Below are 24353 nucleotides of genomic sequence, written 5' to 3' on the forward strand. Positions count from 1 at the left end.
TGAGATGATCCGGTTAACGTTCCCGGCGATTGTCAAGCGGCAATCGCGAGAAAAGCATGAATAAACGATCTTCAAGGGTATTTGTCACGCCGGCCGGAGGGCCGCGAGAAGTGACGGGAATCTGGAAGGTGTTTTTGGGTGACGAGAGGTCATTTCAAATTCCACGTTCTAAATTCTAAACTTATTAAAAGGTATCTATAGCTACGGTGATCCACCTCTTCCCATCCCGAACAGAGAAGTTAAGCCCGTTAGCGCCGATGGTACTGCCCTTGGGTGGGAGAGTAGGTCGATGCCGAATTTAGGGAGAGCGAGTCAACACGACTCGCTCTTTTTTTATTTTCTCATTTTCAAGTTTCAACTTTTAATTGTTCGACGAACCTGTAACTTGCCGAAGGCAAGTTTAAACTAATAAAAAATCCCCCGAAAGTGTCTTTCAGGGGATTTTCGTGAACTCGGCGGGAGTCGAACCCACAACCTCTTGGGCCGTAACCAAGTGCTCTATCCATTAAGCTACGAGTCCTTCTTGATTTGCGTTGCAAAGATAGAGAATGTTCTTTTTTTCTGCAAGAGTTAACGGTATTTTTTCAAATACTTTTTTTATGTTTGAAAAATAACAAAGTGGAGGGCATACAATTTTTATTACTACATTTGTGTTACTCTGTTTATGTACAAATGAATATGATAAAGTTAGGAGAAAAGCCAGATAAATAGTTTTATATGTTTAAATGTATTGCGGAAGAATTTAAAAAGCACCATTTAAAGCACATGGTGGTAAAAGACGAACGAGTGTTGTCATTTTATAATTTAGATACAGCTAAAAAATGTATAGTGTTTTGGGGAGCTGATGATGTCCCAATGTCCTCCGTTAATAAGGTACGGGAGGCTTTGGGGAATCATATGGCCGTTTGTTTGTTTGCTTTTTTTCGGCGGTCGAGATTGAATCAGGAACAAATACCGGATGCTATTTATTTGGATAGTTCAGGGGTTTCTTATAAGGGAGAATTTTGCGATCCCCGGGTACAGGAACTGCTGGACAGAAAGGAGGGCTTGTTGATTGACTTATCGTTGAATCAGAATGCGTGGGGGAGTTATATCATGCGGTCGGCTAAGACTTCTTGTAAGATCGGTTATAATACGGGGCATGATATTGATTTTGACAGAGTGAGGGATATAGATGATTTTATGAATCGATTGTTTGAATTATTAACTAAGATAAATGCGTATTGAAATGAAAAAGTTTTCGGGAGTAGGGGTTGCTCTAGTGACTCCATTTGACGAAACGGGACGTGTAGATGAACATTCTCTGAGGAATCTGGTGAATTATGTGATTGATGGCGGAGTGGATTATCTGGTTGCTTTGGGTACGACTTCTGAGGCGGCAACGATGACGGCTGAAGAGAGAGCTTTTGTCGTGCGGGTTATTGCTGAAGAGAACGCTGGACGTTTGCCGATAGTTTTGGGTATCGGGGGGAATAATACGGAGCAAGTAATCCATGATCTTGCGACACTGCCTTATTTGCAATTGGGAGATGCTATCTTGAGTGTTACCCCGTATTACAATAAACCTTCTCAACAAGGCTTGTATAATCATTTTAAAGCGATAGCCGAACACACTCCTCTTCCCGTTATCCTATATAATGTTCCGGGACGTACATCCGTGAATATGACCGCGGCGATAACCTTGAAGTTAGCTCGTGATTTTGAGAATATCATAGCCATTAAAGAGGCTTCGGGAAATTTTGAACAGGCTACGGCAATTATTTCCGGTATGCCGAAGAATTTTATATTCTTGTCGGGTGATGATGGCATCGCCTTGCCTTTGGTATCTATTGGGGCAAGTGGTGTTATTTCGGTGATAGCGAACGTGATGCCTGGTGAGTTTTCCTCGATGTTACATTTGGCTCTGGAAGGTGAATATGGAGAGGCTCGACAGATTCATTTGCAGTTGGGCGAGATGTTTAAAGCTCTCTTTGAAGAGGGAAACCCTGCCGGGATAAAAGCAGCGTTACATGCCAGGGGTGTGATTGCCTGCCAAAAGTTAAGATCGCCGTTGTGCGAGGTGAGTGAGACCTTGTATCAAAAAATAAAACGATTAGATGAGTGATCACCTAATCGATACGACCCGGTTGAGAGCGTCTCAACCGTTTTCTTTTATATTCCCTGTATTGATATAGACCGATAAGTAATACGAGCACGATGGGCAGGAAGAAGTTGGTATATTTTAAAAATCTCCTGTAAGAATCGCTTACTACTTTTAGGGACTGGTTTTCGATATATTTGTTTCTCAATTTAATCAATCCTGAATCGTCCGCCAACCATTCGATGGAGTTGACGGCAAAATTGATATTACTGATATAGAACGGGTCAAAGAATTTGTCTTGCATGAAATCGGCATCCGTGATGACAACAATAGCACTGTTGTTATCTTCGTTGCTTAATAATGCGGCAACGGTGTTGTAAGGGTGGTTAAAGTCATGTTTTCGAGTCCAGGTTTTATAAATATCAAAGAATACCGGAACTTTTTGTACTCCCGAAATGGAAGATGATTTTGCCAGTGGGGTGAACGTGTAAGCGGATGTCGTTTTTACATTCGTGATGCTGCTGGCAAATTGTAATAACATGGCATTCAGACCTTTCGTGATCACATGTGAACTGAAGTTCTGGATGATGGGTATATACGGGAAATGGCGATCGCTTTGGAGTTGTAGAAATCCTTGGTCTTGCGTGACCAGTATACGTCCGCAATAGTTATCCACGACGAAATCATAGTTGATTTTCAACCCGAATTCTTCCAGCATGTCTTCAATGCCGACCCGATTGATGAATCCGTTATTTTGGCTGTAACTGATTTGTCCGACGGCATGATTCAAAGCAATATAGAGTCTTCCTCCTTGTTCCAGGTATTGCTCCAACCGAACGAGTTCTTCCTTGCTGAATGATTCTTTTGGTCCCACGATGCAGATTACTTTGTAGTCATTCAGATCTGTAAACTGGTCTATGCGCATGGATTCGATCTTGGCGCTATGAGATAGCTCGTGCTCGATTAACTGTGTTTTTTGCCTCAACATTTCGTTGTGTCCACGTAAGAAGCCGATAGTCGGTTTGGTCGTGTCGCAAGCTTCTTTTAAACGACGGGTAACCTCGTATTCCAATGCCGTGGTCGGGAGAATGTTGATGGTTTCTTTTTTGTCGCCAATCTGGATGACAGCTCCAAAGTACACTTTTTGAATTTTCACCATGTCTCTCTCGGCTATTTCCTGTGCTATAGGTTCTATCCCCAGTTGTTCCGCCAGAGCTTCCTTGTCTCTATTGTTCGGGATGATTGTGTTTATGGTGAATACTTTATTACTGATTGTTTTGTATTCTTTTAGCAGGTGTCGGAATTCCCGCCCGAGTTTTACTTTGTCGGGCGTGAGACCTTCGGACATGAATAGGGTAACGGAAATATCCTTGTCAATTTTTTTGATCATTGTTTTGCTGACAGGGCTTAAAGAATATTTTTTGTTACTCGTGAGGTCGATCCTGATAAATAGAAAATAGGAAATAATATTTACCGCTATCAGTGATAAAATCAAGTAGGTCGGATTATATATTAATTTCTTTTTCATCACTTTTGTTCTAAATATTAAAACCGATTTTTACTGATATAATGTTTTGCTAATGCTAAAAATATAATAATTACGCTGATAAAGTACACCAAATCTTTCGTGTCGATCACTCCGCGGGGAATAGCATCAAAATGCTCTCCTATGGAGAGATACGTGAATAATGCCGCCATGAATCCGGAACCCCATAGTTCCGCAATGAATTCAAATAAAAGCACGAATCCTGTTTCAATAGCAAACGTGATGAAGAAGGCTACGATGGTGTTCGGGGTGAGGGATGAAGCGAACATTCCGATACTGATGTAACACCCACTGACTAGAATGAGCCCCAGGTAACCGCAAAAACCAACGGCATGGTCAACGTTGCCCAGTGAGGCAATCGTGATATAGTAGGGAAGTGTTAATGTCAGACATATAACTACTTGTAATAGTATCGCGAGGAATTTTCCCATGATTACCTGCCCTGTTTTAATCGGTTTGGAGAATAAGAGTTCGAAGGTCCCCTCCTTGCGTTCTTCTGAAATACTTTTCATCGTGAGTGCCGGGATTAGGAAAAAGAGTGTCCAGTAAAACACGTTGAATAGGTTGCTTAAAGAGGCTTGTCCGCTTGAAAAGATGTTTTTCCCGGAGAACCAGCAAACAAATCCTGTTACACCAAGGAAAGCTGTGTACGCGATGTATATTAATAGTGAATTAAATGCTACTTTTAATTCTTTGTTTATGATAACTTTAACTGCACCCATGAATTATCCATTTTGTGTGACTTTACGAAATATATCTTCCAATCTGGTTTGTACGGGAGTTAACTCGCTGATGTACCAGTTGTTGTCTTGACAAAGGCTAAAGATTGATTTTTCAATTTCTATATCGGGTTTGCATTGAAGTTCAAAATTCTGTTTATGAATAATTTCGATGTGGAGCACTCCCGGTAGGTTGTCTAAAGCCTTGTGAATGTCGGATGTTTCTCCGCCCTTGATGCCTACTTTCAGGCAATATTCAGCATCTGATTTGCGACGAAGTTCAGATGTCGTACCGTTGGCTACGATTTTTCCGTTGCTCATGATCATCACTTGATCGCAAGTCGTTTCGATTTCAGAAAGAATATGGGAACTTAAAATGACTGTTTTTTCTTCCCCGATTTCTTTGATGATTTTGCGGATTCCGAAAATTTGGTTGGGGTCGAGTCCTGTTGTCGGTTCATCCAGGATGACTACTTCCGGATCATGAATTAATGCTTGGGCAATTCCTACCCGTTGACGGAATCCCTTGGATAATTCGCCAATCTGTTTGTGCTTATCGTTGTCTAACCCGCATAAACGAATCATATCCAGAACACGTGATGTGATTTTGTATTTGGGAATGTTGTGGAGTTTTGAAATGAAAAATAGAAAATCAATCACGTTCATTTCGTTATACAAGGGGTTTCGTTCCGGGAGATAGCCAATGATATTTTTTATTTTACCTGTTTGTTTCCCAATCGAATAGTCCCCGAATGTGATATTCCCGAAATCCGGTGTCAGTAGTCCTGCCATGATCTTCATTGTAGTTGTTTTACCCGCACCGTTCGGCCCCAGAAAACCAAGAATTTCGCCTCTTTTTGCTTGAAAAGAAATAGAATCCACGGCTTTCTGATTCTCGAAAGATTTCGTCAGGTTTTCCACAATTACATCCATGGGCTGCTGTTATTAATTTCTACAAAAATAGTCATTCAAACCGTTGATTTTTAGGTTTAATAATCTTTAACCGAGTAATTAACAAGGTTTTGATTTATATTGTTAAGATTTTTGTAATTATGTTAGCATCTGTCGTGTCTACATCGTCTGTCCGAAGATTCTCTAACGATCAGTTCACAATTAATGATTTCTTTTTTAATCTGAGCGTGCTTGCTGTTTAGTATTTGATCAAACAAAAGTTCAGCCGCGGCCCGTCCGATCTTTTCTGGGAACTGGTTGATGGAACTTACTGTCGGATTCATGTAGCGTGAGCGTTTCGTGTTGGAGAAACCGACAATAGCGATATCCTCCGGGATATTAAGGCCTTTTTCTTTGATGGCTTCGATTGCCCCGATTGCCAGGTCGTCCGTGATCCCGAATATGGCATCCGGTCTTTCTTTCCGGGAGAGCAATTGGCGTGTTGCTTCTTTTCCTGCTTCTACTGTGAAGTCTGAGCAATGGCAGATCAATTCTGGCTTCACTGGAAGATGGTTGGCTTCCATGGCTTTTTCGTAGCCCTCCATACGATTGCCCCCGATGCCAACGTTTTCGGGACCGCATAATAAAGCTATTTTTTGGCAACCTTCAGAAACGAGATGCTGAACGGCTTGAAATGCTGCAGTGACACCATCCGTTACAACCCGTGACACGTTGAGTTCATTAGTGGTACGATCGAACAACACGATCGGGGTTCCGGATTCCTGTATCATTTTAATATGCTCGTAATCTTTCGTCTCGTGTGATAAGGCAAGGATAATTCCATCCGCCCGGTTGGCCATAAGTACCTCTACGCTTTTTTGTTCTTTTTGGAAACTTTCGTTCGAAGATATGACCAAAACATTGTAACCGTGACCGTCTGCCACTTCCTCAATCGTTTTCACTACCGTGGCAAAAAAAGTACTCACAATTTGGGGAACGATAACCCCGATCGAATGACTTTTATGGGTTTTTAGGGCTACGGCGATGGGATTGGGTTTGTAACCGAGTTGTTTTGCCAGATCCTGTACGGTTTTGCGTGTTTGTGCACTAATTTCATGATTGTCTTTTAGCGCCCGGGAAACGGTAGACACGGATATATTTAATTTCTCGGCAATGTCTTTGATGGTTATTGGTTTTTGTGTCATATATTTAGGTCTTGAGGTTATGCTTTGGTTTGTAATTTCGGGTACGCGATACGGGCATGGTACACGTTGATAAGCATTTCTGTAAATACTCGTTTCACCGTGGAAATGTCCTTGAATGTCAAGTCTGCGTTAGAGAAACGTCCATCTTGAAGAAGGCCGTCAATCAGGCTATTTACCAGTTTGGTCAGGTTTTCTTCATCCTTGATTTCCAGTGCTCGTGAGGCAGCTTCCACGCCATCGGCCATCATGACTACGGCACACTCTTTTCTCACGGGGTCCGGACCGGGGTAGGTGAATAAAGATTCGTCTATTTCCTTGTCCGGGTATTTGTTTTTGAAAGAATAGTAGAAATATTTTACTTTGCTTTTACCGTGGTGCGTGCGGATAAAATCCTTGAGCACTTCCGGTAATTTGTATTTATTGGCAAGTTCCAGGCCTTGTGTCACGTGTTTGATAATAATTTGGGCGCTTTCGTCAAAACCCAGAAGGTCGTGTGGATTCAAACCACCTGTTTGATTCTCCACGAACATGATCGGGTTGTATGTTTTCCCGATGTCGTGGTACAATGCTCCCGTACGGGCTAAAAGAGGGCTTCCCCCGATGTGGTAAATTGCTTCTTCCGCCAGGTTGGCAACCATGAGGGAGTGCTGGAATGTCCCCGGGGCTTTTTTGGTCAGGTTGCGCAAGGCCGGGTGATTCGGGTTGGAGTATTCCAGTAAACTGATTTCAGAGGTGTACCCGAAGAGGCGTTCTACTAGGTAAAGGGCCGGATAAATTAAACTTAACAGACCAGTATTTATAATGAGGAACACGATAGCGAATAGATGTTTTGGCGTGAGCGCCCCCTCTTGAATGAGCGAGAATGCCCCATATACTAACGTGTAAGTTAGGAATATTAGACCTAGTGCAATAAATAATTGAGAGCGACGTTGCAGGTGCAAGAGGCTGAACATGGCAACGATTCCTGCCGATATTTGCATGAAGAAGTACATGTAATTGTTGGGAGCGTAGTAGGAAACCAGCAAGCTTGTACCTATCAATAGATAAAGGGCCGGTCTTGTCCCAAACAGTATGTTCACGATGATCGGGAAGAACAAAACGGGAATCGTGAGGATATTGATGTGTTGAAAGTAACTGATGCTTCCCAGGGCAATGGTTAGTAAGAACATGCTATACAGGAAGAAAAAGTCCTTGTTGTTATAAAATAGTCGTTTTCGGGAAACATACAGGAAAATTGAAAAACTCATGATAGCAATCAAGGTCAACACGGTTTGGGCAACCGAGATCCGGATTCGGTCAATGGTTGAGCCCAAGTTTTGCTCATGTTCTATCCGGAAAGATTCCAGAATTTTATATTTTTCGGGTGTTACCAGATCGTTTTGGGATATGATAATATCTCCCCGGTTGATCATTCCTTGGGTTGGCGTGATACTTTTTATACTGGTTTCAATGGCAAGTCCCGTTTTTCCGGCATCGTATTCCAAGTTCGGGTTGATGTAGTTGTTCAAGCCCAAACTAAGTATTCCTTCCTCGGTGGATTTGTTCAGGTGAAGGCTCTCGATGTATTTAACCAACGTTTCGTAGGCTTGCTTTAGCGTGTACACGTTGGAGAACTTTTCATCGAAGGCAATGTTGTTCTTGACGATAAGAATATTTTTTATTTTAGCAGGATCCATTTTTTCCGGCATCAGCAGAATACCTTTGGAATAAATGTCCCGCAGTTTTTGAATGATTTTATCCATATCTTCTCCGTTGTGCGCGGTTCGATATGGATTTATTTTTTCCGAAAGTTTGTTGATTTGAACTTCAACATTTGTTGCTTTGAAGTTAAAAATGGGGGCTTGCTCTTCTTTGATTTTTTCAATATCGGCAGCAAGTTCTTCGGCACTTTTATGCAATGGAAAATCTAAGGGTGCGATCAATGTCTCGTATTTCCAAGGCATCCCTTTTTGGTAGGAGTATTTAAATCTCTCTACTTTAGGGAGCAATAAGACAATGAGGCCACAGATGATGATTATTGTACTGATTTTGAACACGTATTGGATCGTACGGTGTCGTTTGGTTTTATTGTTTGACATATCCCGATTTTATCTTGAATTATCTTTGTTCAAAGATATAAATAAAATTTTAAAGCCTCCCATGGGAGGCTTTAAAATTGTTACAAGTTTCAAGTTGAGCTTTCAGCTCTGCGGGAATACAATGTTTTAAACAAGATTATTGTATTCCTGCAGTTTCAACTTCGGTACTTACTTTTTTGATCAATCCTTGAAGCACGTTTCCGGGACCGATTTCCAAGAAAGACGAAGCTCCGTCTGCCAACATGTTTTGTACGGTTTGAGTCCAACGTACAGATGCTGTTAACTGGTCAATCAAATTCTTTTTGATCACCTCCGGGTCAGATACCGGTTGTGCGTTCACGTTCTGGTAAACCGGGCACGAGGGTTGTGAGAAGTGGGTGTGCATGATGGCATCGGCCAGTTCTTTCCGGGCGGGTTCCATCAGCGGAGAGTGGAATGCACCCCCGACTTTTAACGGGAGAGCCCGTTTGGCCCCGGCTGCTTTTAGTTTTTCGCAAGCGGTGGCAATTCCTTGCATTGTTCCGGAAATAACAATTTGGCCCGGGCAGTTGTAGTTTGCCGGAACGACAATATCGTCAATTTCAGCTAAAATATTTTCTACGGTCGCATCCGGTAACCCGAGGATGGCAGCCATCGTGGATGGGTTTGCCTCACATGCTTTTTGCATGGCAAGTGCTCTGGCGTGAACAAGACGCAAGCCATCTTCAAAAGAAAGAGCCCCGTTGGCTACAAGCGCGGAAAATTCTCCCAGAGAGTGTCCCGCCACCATATCCGGTTTCTCGTTCAACGATTTTGCAAGAATCACCGAGTGAAGGAATATGGCCGGTTGTGTTACTTTGGTTTGCTTTAAATCTTCGTCAGTCCCCTCGAACATCAGGTCCGTGATGCGGAATCCCAGGATTTCGTTTGCCTTTTCAAATAACTCTTTTGCTGCAGGTGAGTTTTCGTATAAGCTCTTACCCATGCCTACGAATTGGGCTCCTTGGCCCGGGAAAACAAATGCTTTTTTCATACTCGTCATGTTTATTTCTTAATGAAATTTGTTACTAATTAGTCGGATGAACTCTTCCCGCGTGGCAAGTTTTTCGAAAGCCCCGCTGAAATCGGAAGTCGTCGTTACCGAATTTTGTTTTTGCACGCCCCGCATCATCATGCACATGTGCTGGGCCTCAATGACCACGGCAACACCGAGGGGATTGAGTGTATTCTGTATACAATTTTTTATATCATTTGTCAACCTCTCCTGTACTTGAAGCCTTCTGGAAAAAGCTTCAACCACCCGGGCTATTTTACTCAACCCGGTGATATACCCGTTCGGAATGTAGGCCACGTGAGCATGTCCGATGAACGGGAGCATGTGGTGTTCACATAGAGAATAGATTTCAATATCCTTGACGATTACCATTTGGCGATAATCTTCTTTAAACAGGGCGGAGCGAAGTATTTCTTCCGGGTTTTCCGTGTAACCTTTTGTCATAAATTGCATGGCTTTGGCAACACGATACGGGGTTTTCACTAATCCTTCTCTTTCGGGATCTTCTCCCAATAATGTGAGAATTTCTTTATAATGATAGCTTAGTTTTTCGATTCTTGCCTTGTTGTAATATTCTACTTTGCGGTAGAATTCTTCATTGTCATCCAATTCTGTGTATTTCATTCTTCCTCTCTTTTAGGTGCTTGATTCATCGCTTATCTCGGCGAAGAAAAATTCGTTGCAAAGTAAAATATAATAATCGAGAATTGAAAATCGTATATTGAAAAATGGATAAAACTACTCCACGTGCACGTGTTGGCTGGGAGAGAATCTGAGACCGTCGTCACTGCTGAAGAAAATGTACAGGTGGGCATTTTGCCCGATTTCTTCGTTGAGCGAGAACTCTCCTTGCGATTCTCCGCGTACGCCTTTTACTTGACAGGCTAAGCGAGGTATTCGAGGGTCATTGTCATAGATCACGCCCACTTGCAGTTTATCCGTGCTTGCCGTAGTTTTCCATGTCCGTTCCTCTTGCCATGAAATGGTAAAACGGTTTGCTTCTCGTGAAACTTTCAACTCCCGGGGAAGTGCCAGTGTTCCGTCCGTGAACGAGAAGTTCTCGAAATCCACGATTTTTCCCTCGTCTCCAAAACAATGGAAATTTCTTGAAAAGAATACGTTCGAGGCGAATCGTTTCTCTGCCTTCGCCACGGCACGCCATATCTCGGGTGATACTTGCTTGGCAAATGTCATGTAAAATACTTGCACGGCTTTGAAGCGTGTCGTGACAGCCTGCTGCTTGGGGGTGCGTCCCTCGGTTTCCCATTTTCGTTTTTTACCGGGAATGGCATATCGCCGGGCGTGCATCTTGTCGCCCCTCGCGTAAAAAATAATGTTATTGTGTCTTCCTTGGAAAAATCTGTTGATAAGGTCTTTTACTTTCATGATATAGTATTAAGGTGTTTAATAATTACATTTATGTTCCTTCAGTTTGGATTAGTAAAGAGGGGGAGTCCGAAAACTCCCTCTCATCCTACATGTTAAGCCTCTTCTGCTAGCGTGATGCAAACAGATGGGGAAGCCTGTTTCCCGTTCGCGCTCGTGGCAAAGATGTACACTTTCAGGTCTCCTTTTTCCCACGTTACCGGAAAAGTCACGCTTGTTGAACTATTTTCTCCGCGTTCGCGAAGGGGTATCACCCGGCATCCGGCATACCGGGTGTTCAACACCATGGCGTACGTCTTGTCATCCGCGTTACAATACCCGAAATCTTCCATACTCGTGTTCTCGAAGGTAATCCTTGACGTTGAGGCACTGTAAGTAGCGGTGATCTCCGGTTCCATGAGTGATCCTTGTGCACATAACAATTGTTCGTAGTCCACGGTCACCGTGTTGTCCTCTTCCACCGTGCAAATCCCTTTGTTCAAGGACATGAAGGCATTCGCGGGAGACAGTCCTCTTTTACGCTGGGGAAATCCGAGTTGAATAACCGGGGCAAGCCCTTGGGTTAATTCTGTCAGTCTTTTGAACTTCTTTCGTTGTGCAACGGCTGCCGGGGCATCGGAAACTTTTGCGTTCGACGAACTTTTGCGAGCCATGTTCTCGCTTTCGCGTATGTAGTAACTTATTTTACCAATACGCCCCCGATAGCTTTCTATCGGATCCGAAATTATTTTTGCCATATTGCAAAAATTAAAAAATTAATAATATATTTCTCTCTCCAACACACTTGGACGAGAGGTAAGCATCTAACTTCTTGAGAAGTCTTATCCTTACATGAGGCATTATACACGGCAAATGTTAAATTTGCGCGCACCTGAGGGGGAATATTGCATTAGAGAAGACGATATTTTTGTAAATTGCAGTTGTATAGGTGTTTATGGCGCACATTAAATATTGTTAAATATGAAAATCAGCTAGAATACGCCCATTTTTCTAGGAAAAGTGATAGGAAAATTTTATAAAACGAAGAGTTGCCGAAAACTTCCGGCAACTCTTCGTTTTATAAAAATGTAATAATAATCTTACTTTTCCATCATGTCACATAGTCGGGCAATCAATTCCGGTGTGGGCAGTTTATCCGAGGCTTGGTATTGGAAATGGCTCGTGAACAGCACCAACGTTCCTTTCAGGTTCGTTTCCAACAGTTCGTTGTCACTTACCCGGTCCGGATGATCCACTAGTCCCGTGATGCGGCACAGCTCACCGCAAGGGAGCGGCTCCAAGTGTTCGAAGCGGTATCCCATCCAGATGTTGGCGTCCGCTGTTGCTTCTTTACCCCAGAAGCACCATGAACCTCTATTCTTGACCATAATTAATCGCGGGCGCACCACCTGCTCCATGAAAAGTTGATTCAACCGCAAATTTTCGGCAACGAGTTCAAGACCTTTCGGGTCATTGCAAAACTTCCACACCATTTCCTGATCCGTTTCCCGGAAATTCAGCAAATCCATGTATGCTACTTCTTGTTTGTACTCCTCCGGGAAAAGCTTGTCGAAAGCCAAAAAATAACGGTCTTCTCCGCCTTCCACTATCCCTTGGTAATTATACTCGCATATGTTTTCCTTGCGTGCCACATCCCCTTGCCGGAACGATGGGTTCATACCCGTGACTAAAATTCGGTGTGGTATTTCTATCTTCGAGAAACAAATGCCCCGCTCAAGGATATTGTTTAGCTCCTCGGAGGTCATTTGTTTTTGAAATTTCTTCCAGAGTTTTAATAATCTTTCTTTTTGCATGTTATTTTATTAATGTTTCAAAATCAACTTCTTCAATGGTAGAATACGCTTTTTTCCATGATCGGTTTGCTTCATACTTTTCTTTCGGGGAAGTATACAAACCGCTAGGATTAGGATCGGGCAAAGATACTCCTAAAACAAAACGTTTACGGAATGCACCACCGAAAGAATGTTGTGGTATTCCATCGTAATTAGTATCATGAAGTGTTGGCGGCGAATACGCTTTGGAATATATTTTAGAAAAATTCAACTCACAAGGCTCAAATGTTGAGTTCCAGGCTGCATTTGCAAACGATAAACAACCAATTGTTTTAACACTACTGCCTAAAAGTAAATAACCTGTAAAACCGGTACAATTACGGAAAGCATAATCGGCAATTGTTCGTACTTTGTCAGGAATAATCAAATTTCCAGACAAAAAGGGACAATCATTAAATGCACGATAACCTATATCCGTAACATTTTCTCCTATTGTAAGTGTGCCGTTAAATTTAGAAGTCATAAATGCGTCTTCTGGGATAGATGTCAGACCGTTCCCTATTTTTATAGAACCATTGAATCCGTTTGTATGCGCAAGTCCATATCTCGCAAATGCTTCTTTCCCGATTTTTTTCACAGAATTAGGAATAACCAAATCCCCCGTAACAGTTTCACATCTCTGAAAAGCTCCTTGACCTATTTCTGTAATGCTTTCTCCTAATATAACCCTACCATCAAGTTTGCAATTAGAAAAAGCATAGTTACCGATTGTGGTTACTTTATCTGGGATAACTAGATCTCCTTTTAAAGGTAAACCTATGAAAGCATATTCATCAATGATTATTAAATCGGAAGGAAGTGTTAGGGATGTTAATGGACATCCGTTAAAAGCGTGAGCCCCAATTCTACGTACGCAACTTGGTATTTCAACAGATGTTATAGAACTCGCGGTAAATGCGTAATCAGGAATTACCACCATGCTGGGTAGGCGTACAGAAAGAATTGTTTTAGCTCCCCGGAATGCACCCTCAGGCATTGTAGTCAAAACCCCTCTTAAATCCACTTTAGTTAGGTTTGGCATGGTCTTCATGAAATCAAAATCGGATTTATCTAAGGCTCCAGAAACAATTAATTCTTCTATTAATGGTACATCTTCTGCATTTATTAATTGTTCAAGTTGTCCTCTCCCGGTGTATACGGTTTGGGCAATACCTTTTTCTTGATTGATTAAAATCGTTTCGATAGTGACTCCAATTTTGTCAATTAATTTTATATTAGCGAAACGAGTTCGTACAGTTTGATTCGGTTGCACGATGAAAGTAATCACCTCGTCACGCATTGCAGCCCTGCCCTTGGGTGCCACGCTTAGCCATGATTGTGCTTCAGTGGGAATTTCTACGGTATAGTTAATATTAGTAGACAATTTCACTTCAACTTGTCCTCCATTATATTCAACGATATAGCTTTTTGTTGTAACATTGATTATTCCTTCCACGAAATTGATAGAACTCATTATCGTGTGTCCTTTTCCATCTGAAATGAATATTAATACCTCGCTGTTCAAAATTGTTGGGGGAGTTGTAATTTCAATAACCCCTTGGGTGTGGTCAGTCGGTTTTACAACTGCACGGAATCCATCTTGAGTTAAAGCTTTTACAACTGTTTTAGAATCAGAACCAACCAACGTGTAATTGATGGAATAAGTTTTACTAGGAAGAACCCGTATGTCTTCGGTTTCGCTGAATGTAATTGAAAGTGGTTTGTATTTGGGAATCGAGATCGTATTTCCACCGTTTAATGTCATGTGCACATAATCTTCGTCTTCTGTTACTTCCTCGAAAAATGCACCACCCGTCGTGCTCGGTCCTAACTGTTGCCATTTCCCTTCTTCATATGATACATACCAGTATCCTTTTTCAATTTTTAATTGAGGAGTAACGCCATTTTGTCCCGGTGTTCCTTGTGCTCCATCATTTCCGTCTTTCCCCGGTGTTCCATCTAGTCCATCCTTACCATCTGTTCCTTGTGCTTTGATCTTATTGTTACTATCATCCAGAAGCCAATTGCCATTCAATGTCCAGTAATAGATGTTGTCCGTATCTTTTTTAATGCTTATAATTGGAGCGACGCCATTCTGTCCGGGTGTTCCGTCTTGTCCATCTTTTCCGTGATAGATAACAATTGCCGGGCTTTTGGAAAAACTAATTGTGTAACCGATAGCTTTACCTTCTTCCATTAAGGGAGTGACAGAAGTAACGTAATCATTGTTTTCCAATGCGGTTACAATGCTTTGTAACGAGGAAATGTTCGTGTTCATTTGGTTACATTGTGTTCTTAATTCCTCGAAAGCGTACCATGTCGGGATCTTCAATTGCTCGCCATTGGAGAGTGTAAAGATAACGTATTCATTACTTGTTGAGTAGTCCACGTCTCTGAACATGGAATCCCCATCTTTTCCCGGTGTTCCTTGTTCCCCTTTTTCGCCCTGTTCTCCCCTTTCTCCTTGAGGTCCGGTGGCTCGCCATAATGTTTTCCACGTTATTCCATTGTCATATGATACTTCCCAATACCCGTCTTTAATATCTAATAGAGGAGTAATTCCATCTTTTCCGGGAAGTCCATCTTTTCCGTCGGTCCCTTCTGCTTTGATTTTTTGATTGTTATTATCCAAAAGCCACGTGCCGTTCAGGGTCCAGTAATAGATACCGTCGATATCTTGTTTTATTCCGATAACAGGGGTTACCCCGTCTTTGCCTGTTTCTCCCTTATCACCGGTAGCTTGCCCCAAAAAGGTCCAGTTAGTCCCGTTGTCAAAGGACACGAACCAGTTGTCGAATTCGATTTTGAATTGTGGTGTGATGCCATCTGCACCTTGTTGTCCTTGATTCCCTGTGGCTTGTCCTAAATCCTCCCACGTGGAGCCTTTGTCCCATGATATCATCCATCTGCCATTTTGAATTTTTAAATCAGGGGTGACACCCGGTAGTCCTGCTTCTCCCTTGTCACCGGTTGCCTGTCCCGCGTCCTCCCACGTGGAACCCTTGTCCCGGGAGACCATCCATCTACCATTTTCAATTTTGAATTGTGGGGTAACACCATCATCCCCTTTCTCTCCTTTTTCCCCGTCTTTCCCGTGGTAGATGGTAATGGGTTTGTTTTTAACGAAAGTGATCGTGTACCCGATCGTGGTGCTCCCCTCGGTGATTGGAGTAACTCCCGTGATGTAATCGTTTTGTTGCAGCGCGTTGATGATCGTCTGCATGGACGAGATATTGGTGTTCATTTGTGCGCACAACTTTTCGAGAGAGGTTAATCTCCCGTCCAGATCCGCGATTTGTCCGCGTAATTCACTGTCGTCGAAATCATCTTTACATCCAGCGAAAGTAACGCAGAGGAGCGATAGCCATACTAAGTGCAAGCACTTGATAAAGTGAGTTAATTTATGTCGTGTATAACAATATTTTTCTAGCATAATCTATAATGTTTATTATTGTTCATGGATAATAACGACAGGATGATATTGAGGGCTGTCTCCCTTAGGGGTATCTGTGGTGCGTCGCAAGAGTTTGGGGATTGAATTGCGATTGATAGCGTCATATTCCACGAATTTCTCGTAATCGTATTGCCAGCTGTCACCATAAGCCTGTCGCATCATGCGCTTGTAAATGGCTTCGCGGCTAGGGACATTAAAAATAACCTCATCAATAGTCGTTCTCATGATGCTTGTATTGGATGACCTGTAAATTCCAAAAGCACAATACATTCCTCCTTCATAGATTCCGATATCTTCATTCGTGTATCGTTCATCCGTCATAAATTTGTTCCATGGAACATTTTCAGGATCAACACTAAGGTTTGCGTACCAGCCATTGGCTTGGTAATTTAATATTTTCTCTTTGGTGGCATCGGTAGCGATATCGCCAAATGTTTCAATCCATTCCTCGGTTCCCAGTTTGCCGAATGTTAAACCGAATCCACGGCAGATGCCATTTTCAAATCCGTGCAAATCATTACCAGCAGGGGTATAGTTTCCAAGACCTGAGATAGAATAAGAAAATCCTTGAGGATAGCTAGTGTACGTTGTTTTGGCGTTAGACGTGTAAGCATTAAATATAACGAAACAGATGTCTTGGTCTGTATTGAAATTGGGTATTTTATTTATGTATTTGTTTCTGAGGATTTCTGGATTGCATTCTGCGCGGGCGTAACCAGGGGAGTCGCTATTCCCGTATTTACCCTCTAAGGCGGTTTCACCATCCAGGAAAACATTGTGTTTTGAAACGGCTTTGACGGCATAGACGTTGAATAAGTGGCGGAAGGATTTCATAGGTTCCAGTCTAAATAATCCTTCCATGGTTTTGTGCATCACATTATCGAAATGCCCGCTGGTGAAATCAACATCAGCGAATCCGTCTCCGACAATTGCGACATTAATGCCATTCCCTTCTGTTGCTTTTTGTAGTATTACAACCTTTCCGTCTTCACTGTAGTCTGTCGATTCGTATAATGTCGGTATTTCTAACTGGTATCCTTCATTTTGGGGTAGGAAATCTGACCTCAATGAGACCCACCTGGGGTGAGAAACAATCTCCCAAGGGATTGTTCCCGACAGGCAATTGTATGAAATGTTAATAGATTTATGATTATCGTCCAGCAACCAGCTCGCCAAATCTACCGGGATAGATCCGGTAAAATAGTTGTTGCTTAAACCGATGCCAGTACATTGTTGCATGAAGAAATCAAATATGATGTGTCCGTGTAATTGATTATTATTTAGGCGAATATAGCGTAATTCTGAACATTGTTTGATTGTGGTTGGAATTGTTCCCGAGAGTTGATTGTCTGCTAAGTTTAAAATATAAAGTTTTTTGAGATTTCCGATATTTTCGGGGAGGGCTCCTGTCAGTTGATTGTTGTTTAATTCTAATCTATACAAATTTGGTAACAGACAAATTGTTTCGGGGATTTCTCCAGTGAATTGATTGTATGATAAATCCAAATAATCTAAAGTTTTTAAGTCATTTATATTTTGAGGTAATTCCCCTGATAATTGATTGTATTGTAATTCTATGCGTTCAAGGGAAGGCATTTGCCAAATAGAATTTGGTATTTCTCCTGATAGTTGATTTTTTTGTAGATTTAGATCGTTTAAATTTGTCATTTGGCTAATAGAGGTTGGAATTTCCCCGGTTAGCTGATTGCATGATAAATTCAAGTGATAGATGTGTTGTAATTTGCCTAATTCTTCGGGTATGCTACCGGAAATTTTAGAGAATTGAATCTCTAAAAAACTTAGATTAGATAAATCTCCCAGTTCTGGAATTAAATAACCCGACAGATTGTTGCCATTAAAATTACCGACAAATCGTATTCGATCAATTAAACCATTGTAATTGCTAGTTTCTATCCCGTACCATTCTCCGACAGGTTTATCGCTACACCAGTTTGTGTTATCTTCCCACTGATCGCCATTGGTTGCATGGTAAAATTTAATCAAAATTTCCCGTTCTTTCGCGAGTTTTTCTTTCGAAGCATTTCCTTGGAAGACGATGATAGTTTTTAATACTTTGCCTCCCATGTCTTGCACCTCGATATTGCCGGTGCGGTTTTGTTCTCCCTCGTTCGCTTGAATCGTGAAATGAAAATGATTCGTCACGAGAGATCTGCCCAATGGTTGTTCATCTAACACGATCCATTCATTTTTAGGCACCGCTTTTATTTCCAAGTTCGACGTGATTTCCAGGTTCAAATCTCCATTCCCACCGCCAACTATCACGGTGTTGTTCTGCACGTTTTCAAGGATAATGATACAAAATGAAATCGCTGACATCACGGTTTTCTCTTTCCCGTCGGAAACGAACACCAGTACCTCGTCATCCGTGATCGGGTCGGGAGCCGTGATAGTGATGGTTCCGCTTAGATTATCTTTTGGGTTCACCACGGCTTTCCATCCGTTCGAGGTGACGGTTTTCACCAATGTCTTTTCATCTCCTTTCGATAGCGTGTATCCTATTTCAATTGTTTCTCCCGAGCTAATCCCAGGAAGTGTATTTGAAAAATATATTCCGAACGAGTCTTTTCTCGGTAGTTTTAATTCCGTGCCATCCGCGAGCGTGAATATAACATACTCGTCACTGCTGGTGTCCACGCTACTAAACATGGAGTCCCCTTTTTCTCCCGCTTCACCTTGCTCTCCCTTTTCCCCGGAGGCTTTTCCCAGTTGCTTCCAACTGTTTTCATTGTCATACGAAACGTACCAGTATCCCTCCTCTATTTTTAAGACAGGGGTAATCCCGTCTCGCCCGGGTTCGCCTTTCTCTCCAGGTTCACCCTTTTCTCCGTCGGTTCCCTGTGCATTGATTTTGTTATCGGATGCGTCCAGCAGCCATTCCCCGTTCAGCGTCCAGTAATAGATGCCATCGGAGTCTTGCTTAATCCCGATGACGGGTGTCGAGCCGTTCTTCCCGTGGTAGATGGTGATAGGTTTGTTCTTGGTGAAAGTGATCGTGTAGCCGATAATGGATTCGCCTTCCGTGATAGGAGTAACTCCCGTGATGTAATCGTTTTGTTGCAGCGCGTTGACAATCGTCTGCATGGACGAGATGTTCGTGTTCATTTGTGCGCACAACTTTTCGAGAGTGGTTAATCTCCCGTCTAGGTCCGCGATTTGTCCGCGTAATTCACTGTCGTCGAAATCATTCTTGCATCCTGCGAAAGCAACGCATAGGATGAAAATCCATATCAAGTGCTGGCACTTGAAAAAGAGAGTAAATAAATACCTCATACAACCATACTTTTGTAACCCTAATTCCCTGAAGGTAAGTTTTTATAAAAAGAAAAGCGTGGGAACTTTCAGTTTATCTTCCTTTAGGTATCGCCAAACACCCTTGCAAAAATAAACAGTCACCCCACGCTAAACCATATATAATGTAGATAACTATATGGCAAGCATGAGCGTTTGTACCGTTTATCCCTTTGCAAAAAAATTGGCGATTTTAAAGGAAAGGATAAAACTAAACGCTTTTCGTTAAATTGTCATCGTTTAGATGTTTCTAAACGACACACAAATATATTGAATAATTAGCATTTTACAAACACTCACGGGGGTGACCGCTTTACAAATTTACAATAAACGTTAGAATAAAAAGAATTTGAGATAGTCTATTTTCCATTTGCACAGGGAAAAATCGGAATTTTCTTGTACATGTCTCTTTCTCTTCCGGGTGTTACGAGAGGATAAATTACCGAGCATCTATTCATCATGTATTGTATGATGGAATAGATGATGGATAGATGATCAATAGGTGATCAATAGATGTTTGCCGGATATGTAGGAGAAGGGAAGGAGAAATATAGAATTTTTCAAGACGATGCGCATGTTTATTTCACGAAAAAATGTATCTTTAGCCAAATAAAATATTGAATATGGAGTGGTTCGTGTTATTTATGCTTATCGCGATAGGTCTTGTCCTGTTGATTCTCGAATTTCTAGTATTTCCGGGGGTGAATATTGCCGGGATTCTTGGTTTCGCTTGTGTTGTCGGGGCTGTTTGGCTGGCTTATTCTACGATGGGAACAACGGTCGGGCATTTCACTTTGTTGGGGACGGCTCTTTGTGGTTTCGGGGTGACTTATTATGTTTTGCGATCGAAGACGTGGAGACGTATGCAGTTACACACGCAGATTGACAGCACGGTGGAAGGAGTGGATGAATCCATCCGGGAAGGCGACACCGGGGTGACACAGGGACGCTTGGCCCCGATGGGAAAAGTACGGGTGGGGGATAGTGTGGTCGAGGCAGAATCCCGTTCCGGGTATATTGAGGAGAACCGGGAAGTGATCGTGTTGAAAGTATATAAAAATAAGATTGTAGTTAAATTAAAAACTGAATAGAAGATGGAGAGTAGTTTGTTTTTTCTGGTAGCGGTTATCGCCGGAGGTCTTTTTTTACTTTGGATGATACTCTACTTTATTCCGATTGGCTTGTGGTTTCAAGCGTTAGTGTCTGATGTGAAAATATCTTTGTTGCAATTAGTTTTGATGCGTTGGCGGAAAGTGCCTCCCACGATCATCGTTCGTGCCATGATCGAGGGGAAAAAGGCCGGATTGGAACTTTATCGCGACTTGCTGGAGGCGCATTATCTGGCGGGGGGCCACGTGGCTCAAGTGGTACATGCCTTGGTGTCCGCGTCAAAAGCGAATATCGACCTGACGTTTCAAATTGCAACGGCCGTGGACTTGGCCGGTCGTGACGTGTTCGAGGCCGTGCAGATGAGCGTGAACCCGAAAGTGATTAATACTCCGCCGGTGGCTGCCGTGGCTAAAGATGGTATACAGTTGATAGCCAAAGCCCGGGTTACGGTGCGAGCTAATATCCGTCAATTGGTCGGGGGTGCCGGGGAGGAAACCATCCTGGCCCGTGTCGGGGAAGGTATTGTCTCTTCCATTGGTTCTGCTGCCTCGCACAAGGAGGTTTTGGAGAATCCGGACTCTATTTCGAAGGTGGTGTTGAGCAAGGGGTTGGATTCGGGTACTGCTTTTGAAATTTTGTCTATTGATATCGCCGATATTGATATAGGTAAGAATATCGGGGCTGAATTGCAGACCGATCAGGCCGAGGCCGATTTGAAGATCGCCCAGGCGAAAGCGGAGGAACGCCGGGCGATGGCTGTCGCTACCGAGCATGAAATGAAAGCGCTAGCCCAGGAGATGCGGGCAAGAGTAATCGAGGCCGAGGCGGAAGTACCCCGGGCCATGGCCGAGGCTTTCCGTAGCGGTAATTTGGGTATCATGGATTACTACAAAATGAAGAATATCGAGGCGGATACGCAAATGAGAGAATCCATTGCCAAGCCGAATGATAAGAAGAATAACCAGAAATAGTGAATGGATGGTTAAAAATGTAAAACAGACCCGGGTTTTCTCGGGTCTGTTTTATTATGAAACTAAAGTGTCCGTTAAAGTTGGAAGCGATAGTTATCAACGAGCAATTCATCGCAATGACTAGCGACGAAACGGATGATTTCTAATCCTTTCTTTCGAGGTATACGGATGCTTTCTCCAACAATAAGCATATCTTCGATGTTGGGATTTCCGTGGTTGTTGACGGTGGTGGCATGTCCTCCGTTGTAGCCCTTGCTGCAACGAGTGAGGTCGTAGGCGGGGGCTAGAGACCAAGTTCCTTCCCTGCAAATGAAACTGAAATTTTTGGCATGATCATCTTTATTGTCTGTTAGTATGTTGAAGATCATTCTTTTGAACATTTCGTCAACTTGATGAGGATCTTGCGTGAGATAACCTGTCAGGTGGAGGAGTGTTTTATAATCCAGTTTGGGAAGTTGAATCGATTCGTTCAATAATGCTCCGGCTGTGGCAATATGCAATCGATTTTCGTTTTCTATATCAAAACGTTTGGTTGCGAAATATTTTCCGTCAAATAATCTGAAGTCAGGAACCGTGATTTCACATTGGCGAGCTATTTCATTGTATCGATACTCCATGATGCTCATATCCGAGGGATCGTAGGTGTGACGGAATTTGACTAGCCAAGAGCCTTGTTCATCGAGTAATAAACATTTGGGGTGGCATCCCCCGGAATTACCGCTGTTAAAATAAAGGGTGTCTTCGCCTTTGTCAGATTTTTCTGATAACACGTCTAGTGCCATTTGTTGGAGTTTGTCTAATTCCGGTAGGTTTTTATCTTCGCCAATGTAAGTTTCCGGCAGATAGCATAAAGCTCCCAAGCCTGAGCAACCAACAATGCTTAGTCTTTGAATGGGAGTGAGTTTTGAATCGTCTATTCCTTGTTTTTTTAATAGCCTGTTTAACAGGTAACGTCCATAACCATCGGGTAGGCTATCTTCAAAAATTCCAAAATTCCCCCAAAACGGTTTGGGTTTGGCCAGAAAGAGATCCGGTTTGAGGGGAAGGTCAAGGGGGGATATTGAGAATCCCGTGGCAATCCATTCTTTATCGTATTGGAAAGCACAACATGAATTGTCCGGGGTCATGCAGAGTTTGCCCACAACCCTGTCGTGATAAAGTACATTTAGTTTATCGGTCCATTTCATTTCGTCCTCGCTTTCTGTTTTTGTTTCTATTGATTGTTTCCAACTCTTCCATCGTGTTATAGAGGGGGCGAGACAATAATTCCTTAATATCTTTGCTGTAACCCAATGTCTTGGCCATAGACACGAAAGCGGCCAAAGATATGGTGTGTTTCTGTTCGAATTTGGCAATCGTGGGGGTGGGTACGCCACTTAGCTTGGAAAGGGCGTTTCTTGATAATCCCTTTTCCAGTCTTCGTTGCTGTAGGTTTTTAGCAAGAATTTCCAGTAATTCATCCGGGGTATCTAAATCAAAATTGTATATTAAATTCATACTATAATATCTCTTATATGAATATTTTGTGTTTATAGAATACTATAATATTCATTACAAAGATACGAATTTCTTTTTATGAAACGAAATACCGCGGGGAATTACCGGGAAAAGTAACTCCCCGGTAATTCTCTGAGATTGTAGCGTGAGGCCATGACTTCCCCGTATGCGCCGCAGGAACGAATGGCGATCAGGTCTCCCCGTTTGGTGAGGGGGAGTTCCCGGTCTTTGCCGAAGCAATCGGATGATTCACAGATAGGGCCTACCACGTCGTATTTTTCGTGTTCTCCCGCGGAGGTTAGGTTTTCTATCCGGTGGAAAGCCTGGTAAAGTGCCGGACGTAGAAGGTCGTTCATTCCCGCGTCGAGGATGACAAACTTTTTATGTTTCCCTTCCTTCACGTACAGGACGCGAGAAATGAGTGAACCGCATTGCCCGACGAGGGATCGGCCTAGTTCGAAATGAAGTTGCTGACCCGGCAGGGCTTCGAAGAAATCGGCAAAAATCTGGAAATAAGAAGCAAAGTCGGGGATCAGACCACACGCGGGACAATCGTAATTGATACCCAGCCCGCCACCGAAATTCACGTGGGGGAGAAGGATGCCCTGTTCTTTCAATCGAGATTGTATTTCGTTCACTCTCAGGCAAAGTCCACGGAATACCGTGAGATCGGTGATCTGGGAACCGATGTGAAAGTGTAGCCCGATAAGATGGATGTTTTCCATTTCCCGGCAGGCCGTGATGGCGCGGTCGAGGTCGTAAAGGTAGAACCCGAATTTGTTTTCTTCAATTCCCGTGGTGATGTAGTGATGCGTGTGGGCATCCACGTTGGGATTTACCCGAAGAGCGATGGAGGCTTTTTTCCCCATTTCTCCGGCCAGCAAGTTGATCACCTCTATTTCGGGTAAAGATTCGCAGTTGAAGCAAAATATCCCTTTTTCAAGCGCCAGCCGGATTTCCTCGTCACTTTTCCCGACTCCGGCATACACGATCTGTTGCGCGGAGAAACCATTGGCTACGGCTTGGGCAACCTCGTTGCCACTCACGCAGTCCGCCCCTATCCCGTGGCTTTGAATGATGTCGAGAATATGTGGGTTGGCATTCGCTTTTATGGCGTAATGCAAATGGAATCCGTGTTTTTTAGCCGCCTGGGAGGCTGCCTGAAGGGTGGCCTGTAGAAGAGTCGTGTCGTAGTAATAAAACGGGGTCTTCAAGGTTTGAAATGTTTTGATGGTTTCTATATTCATGGAGGTTGAATTTATG

Annotated in this window: 19 protein-coding genes, 1 tRNA gene and 1 rRNA gene; 5 read left to right on the forward strand and 16 right to left on the reverse strand. The window is 42.9% G+C overall.

All coding sequences use genetic code 11. From position 1 onward, the window contains the following. Positions 1-187: 187 nt before the first annotated feature. Positions 188-298, forward strand: a 5S ribosomal RNA gene (rrf, locus tag D8S85_RS18250). A gap of 149 nt (positions 299-447) precedes the next feature. On the opposite strand, the gene D8S85_RS18255 is transcribed toward rrf, so the two are convergent. Next, a tRNA-Arg gene (locus tag D8S85_RS18255) sits at positions 448-520 on the reverse strand. A gap of 197 nt (positions 521-717) precedes the next feature. Here D8S85_RS18255 and D8S85_RS18260 point away from each other — a divergent pair. Further along, positions 718-1227, forward strand: coding sequence for a DUF6913 domain-containing protein (locus tag D8S85_RS18260; protein ID WP_106481841.1), 510 nt, complete (start codon positions 718-720; stop codon positions 1225-1227). 1 nt (position 1228) lies between these two features. After that, entirely contained in the window at positions 1229-2104 is an 876-nt protein-coding gene (dapA, locus tag D8S85_RS18265) for a 4-hydroxy-tetrahydrodipicolinate synthase (protein ID WP_106481843.1), read from the forward strand. Positions 2105-2108: 4 nt separating this feature from the next. Here the strand turns inward: dapA and D8S85_RS18270 are convergent, their stop codons facing one another. The 12 genes from D8S85_RS18270 to D8S85_RS18325 form a co-directional block, all read right to left on the reverse strand. Continuing rightward, the gene (locus tag D8S85_RS18270) at positions 2109-3608 is read right to left on the reverse strand and encodes a GldG family protein (protein ID WP_106481844.1); all 1500 of its coding nucleotides are present in this window, start codon (positions 3606-3608) and stop codon (positions 2109-2111) included. Positions 3609-3625: 17 nt separating this feature from the next. Continuing rightward, on the reverse strand, positions 3626-4348 hold the full coding sequence (locus tag D8S85_RS18275) for an ABC transporter permease (RefSeq protein ID WP_106481845.1): 723 nt from the start codon (positions 4346-4348) through the stop codon (positions 3626-3628). Between the two features lie 3 nt (positions 4349-4351). Continuing rightward, the gene (locus D8S85_RS18280; RefSeq protein WP_106481846.1) at positions 4352-5278 is read right to left on the reverse strand and encodes an ATP-binding cassette domain-containing protein; all 927 of its coding nucleotides are present in this window, start codon (positions 5276-5278) and stop codon (positions 4352-4354) included. 122 nt (positions 5279-5400) lie between these two features. Beyond that, complete coding sequence (locus D8S85_RS18285; protein WP_106481848.1) at positions 5401-6441, reverse strand: LacI family DNA-binding transcriptional regulator; 1041 nt, start codon at positions 6439-6441, stop codon at positions 5401-5403. A gap of 17 nt (positions 6442-6458) precedes the next feature. Beyond that, positions 6459-8519, reverse strand: a complete 2061-nt coding sequence (locus D8S85_RS18290) for an HD family phosphohydrolase (RefSeq protein WP_106481850.1) — start codon at positions 8517-8519, stop codon at positions 6459-6461. A 136-nt stretch (positions 8520-8655) separates the two neighbouring features. Further along, a complete protein-coding gene (gene fabD, locus D8S85_RS18295) occupies positions 8656-9531 on the reverse strand; it encodes an ACP S-malonyltransferase (RefSeq protein ID WP_106481852.1) in 876 nt (291 codons plus the stop codon). Positions 9532-9549: 18 nt separating this feature from the next. Beyond that, on the reverse strand, positions 9550-10176 hold the full coding sequence (gene folE / locus D8S85_RS18300; RefSeq protein ID WP_106481854.1) for a GTP cyclohydrolase I FolE: 627 nt from the start codon (positions 10174-10176) through the stop codon (positions 9550-9552). A 114-nt stretch (positions 10177-10290) separates the two neighbouring features. Next, positions 10291-10938, reverse strand: coding sequence for a hypothetical protein (locus D8S85_RS18305; RefSeq protein ID WP_127075485.1), 648 nt, complete (start codon positions 10936-10938; stop codon positions 10291-10293). Between the two features lie 95 nt (positions 10939-11033). Then, the gene (locus D8S85_RS18310) at positions 11034-11675 is read right to left on the reverse strand and encodes a DUF6266 family protein (protein WP_106481858.1); all 642 of its coding nucleotides are present in this window, start codon (positions 11673-11675) and stop codon (positions 11034-11036) included. A gap of 342 nt (positions 11676-12017) precedes the next feature. After that, positions 12018-12731, reverse strand: coding sequence for a hypothetical protein (locus D8S85_RS18315; protein WP_106481860.1), 714 nt, complete (start codon positions 12729-12731; stop codon positions 12018-12020). A 1-nt stretch (position 12732) separates the two neighbouring features. Next, positions 12733-16182: a PL29 family lyase N-terminal domain-containing protein gene (locus D8S85_RS18320; protein ID WP_106481862.1), complete on the reverse strand. Its 3450-nt coding sequence runs from the start codon at positions 16180-16182 to the stop codon at positions 12733-12735. A gap of 15 nt (positions 16183-16197) precedes the next feature. After that, a complete protein-coding gene (locus D8S85_RS18325) occupies positions 16198-19494 on the reverse strand; it encodes a PL29 family lyase N-terminal domain-containing protein (protein ID WP_106481864.1) in 3297 nt (1098 codons plus the stop codon). A gap of 641 nt (positions 19495-20135) precedes the next feature. Here D8S85_RS18325 and D8S85_RS18330 point away from each other — a divergent pair. Then, complete coding sequence (locus D8S85_RS18330; protein ID WP_106481866.1) at positions 20136-20603, forward strand: NfeD family protein; 468 nt, start codon at positions 20136-20138, stop codon at positions 20601-20603. Between the two features lie 3 nt (positions 20604-20606). Then, positions 20607-21593 carry a flotillin-like protein FloA gene (gene floA, locus D8S85_RS18335; protein WP_106481868.1) on the forward strand — a complete coding sequence of 329 codons (987 nt, stop codon included), beginning with the start codon at positions 20607-20609 and terminating at the stop codon, positions 21591-21593. 74 nt (positions 21594-21667) lie between these two features. Here the strand turns inward: floA and D8S85_RS18340 are convergent, their stop codons facing one another. The 3 genes from D8S85_RS18340 to lysA all read right to left on the reverse strand — a co-directional run bounded on the left by D8S85_RS18340 (position 21668) and on the right by lysA (position 24337). Then, positions 21668-22780: a type II toxin-antitoxin system HipA family toxin gene (locus D8S85_RS18340; RefSeq protein WP_106481870.1), complete on the reverse strand. Its 1113-nt coding sequence runs from the start codon at positions 22778-22780 to the stop codon at positions 21668-21670. Next, positions 22764-23090: a helix-turn-helix domain-containing protein gene (locus tag D8S85_RS18345; RefSeq protein WP_106481872.1), complete on the reverse strand. Its 327-nt coding sequence runs from the start codon at positions 23088-23090 to the stop codon at positions 22764-22766. Before D8S85_RS18345 ends, D8S85_RS18340 begins: the two co-directional genes overlap by 17 nt. A 101-nt stretch (positions 23091-23191) precedes the next feature. Next, complete coding sequence (gene lysA / locus D8S85_RS18350; protein WP_106481874.1) at positions 23192-24337, reverse strand: diaminopimelate decarboxylase; 1146 nt, start codon at positions 24335-24337, stop codon at positions 23192-23194. Positions 24338-24353: the final 16 nt, after the last annotated feature.

Source organism: Butyricimonas faecalis, assembly GCF_003991565.1.
Classification (GTDB): domain Bacteria; phylum Bacteroidota; class Bacteroidia; order Bacteroidales; family Marinifilaceae; genus Butyricimonas; species Butyricimonas faecalis.

Bases quoted from the DNA above. Each gene is read 5' to 3' on its own strand.
- D8S85_RS18340 (WP_106481870.1), bottom strand. From the start codon at position 22,780: ATGAAATGGACCGATAAACTAAATGTACTTTATCACGACAGGGTTGTG.
- D8S85_RS18290 (WP_106481850.1), bottom strand. From the start codon at position 8,519: ATGTCAAACAATAAAACCAAACGACACCGTACGATCCAATACGTGTTC.
- D8S85_RS18260 (WP_106481841.1), top strand. From the start codon at position 718: ATGTTTAAATGTATTGCGGAAGAATTTAAAAAGCACCATTTAAAGCAC.
- D8S85_RS18330 (WP_106481866.1), top strand. From the start codon at position 20,136: ATGGAGTGGTTCGTGTTATTTATGCTTATCGCGATAGGTCTTGTCCTG.
- fabD (WP_106481852.1), bottom strand. From the start codon at position 9,531: ATGAAAAAAGCATTTGTTTTCCCGGGCCAAGGAGCCCAATTCGTAGGC.
- D8S85_RS18305 (WP_127075485.1), bottom strand. From the start codon at position 10,938: ATGAAAGTAAAAGACCTTATCAACAGATTTTTCCAAGGAAGACACAAT.
- folE (WP_106481854.1), bottom strand. From the start codon at position 10,176: ATGAAATACACAGAATTGGATGACAATGAAGAATTCTACCGCAAAGTA.
- D8S85_RS18315 (WP_106481860.1), bottom strand. From the start codon at position 12,731: ATGCAAAAAGAAAGATTATTAAAACTCTGGAAGAAATTTCAAAAACAA.
- lysA (WP_106481874.1), bottom strand. From the start codon at position 24,337: ATGAATATAGAAACCATCAAAACATTTCAAACCTTGAAGACCCCGTTT.
- D8S85_RS18285 (WP_106481848.1), bottom strand. From the start codon at position 6,441: ATGACACAAAAACCAATAACCATCAAAGACATTGCCGAGAAATTAAAT.
- D8S85_RS18275 (WP_106481845.1), bottom strand. From the start codon at position 4,348: ATGGGTGCAGTTAAAGTTATCATAAACAAAGAATTAAAAGTAGCATTT.
- floA (WP_106481868.1), top strand. From the start codon at position 20,607: ATGGAGAGTAGTTTGTTTTTTCTGGTAGCGGTTATCGCCGGAGGTCTT.
- D8S85_RS18270 (WP_106481844.1), bottom strand. From the start codon at position 3,608: ATGAAAAAGAAATTAATATATAATCCGACCTACTTGATTTTATCACTG.
- D8S85_RS18320 (WP_106481862.1), bottom strand. From the start codon at position 16,182: ATGCTAGAAAAATATTGTTATACACGACATAAATTAACTCACTTTATC.
- D8S85_RS18280 (WP_106481846.1), bottom strand. From the start codon at position 5,278: ATGGATGTAATTGTGGAAAACCTGACGAAATCTTTCGAGAATCAGAAA.
- dapA (WP_106481843.1), top strand. From the start codon at position 1,229: ATGAAAAAGTTTTCGGGAGTAGGGGTTGCTCTAGTGACTCCATTTGAC.
- D8S85_RS18345 (WP_106481872.1), bottom strand. From the start codon at position 23,090: ATGAATTTAATATACAATTTTGATTTAGATACCCCGGATGAATTACTG.
- D8S85_RS18310 (WP_106481858.1), bottom strand. From the start codon at position 11,675: ATGGCAAAAATAATTTCGGATCCGATAGAAAGCTATCGGGGGCGTATT.
- D8S85_RS18325 (WP_106481864.1), bottom strand. From the start codon at position 19,494: ATGAGGTATTTATTTACTCTCTTTTTCAAGTGCCAGCACTTGATATGG.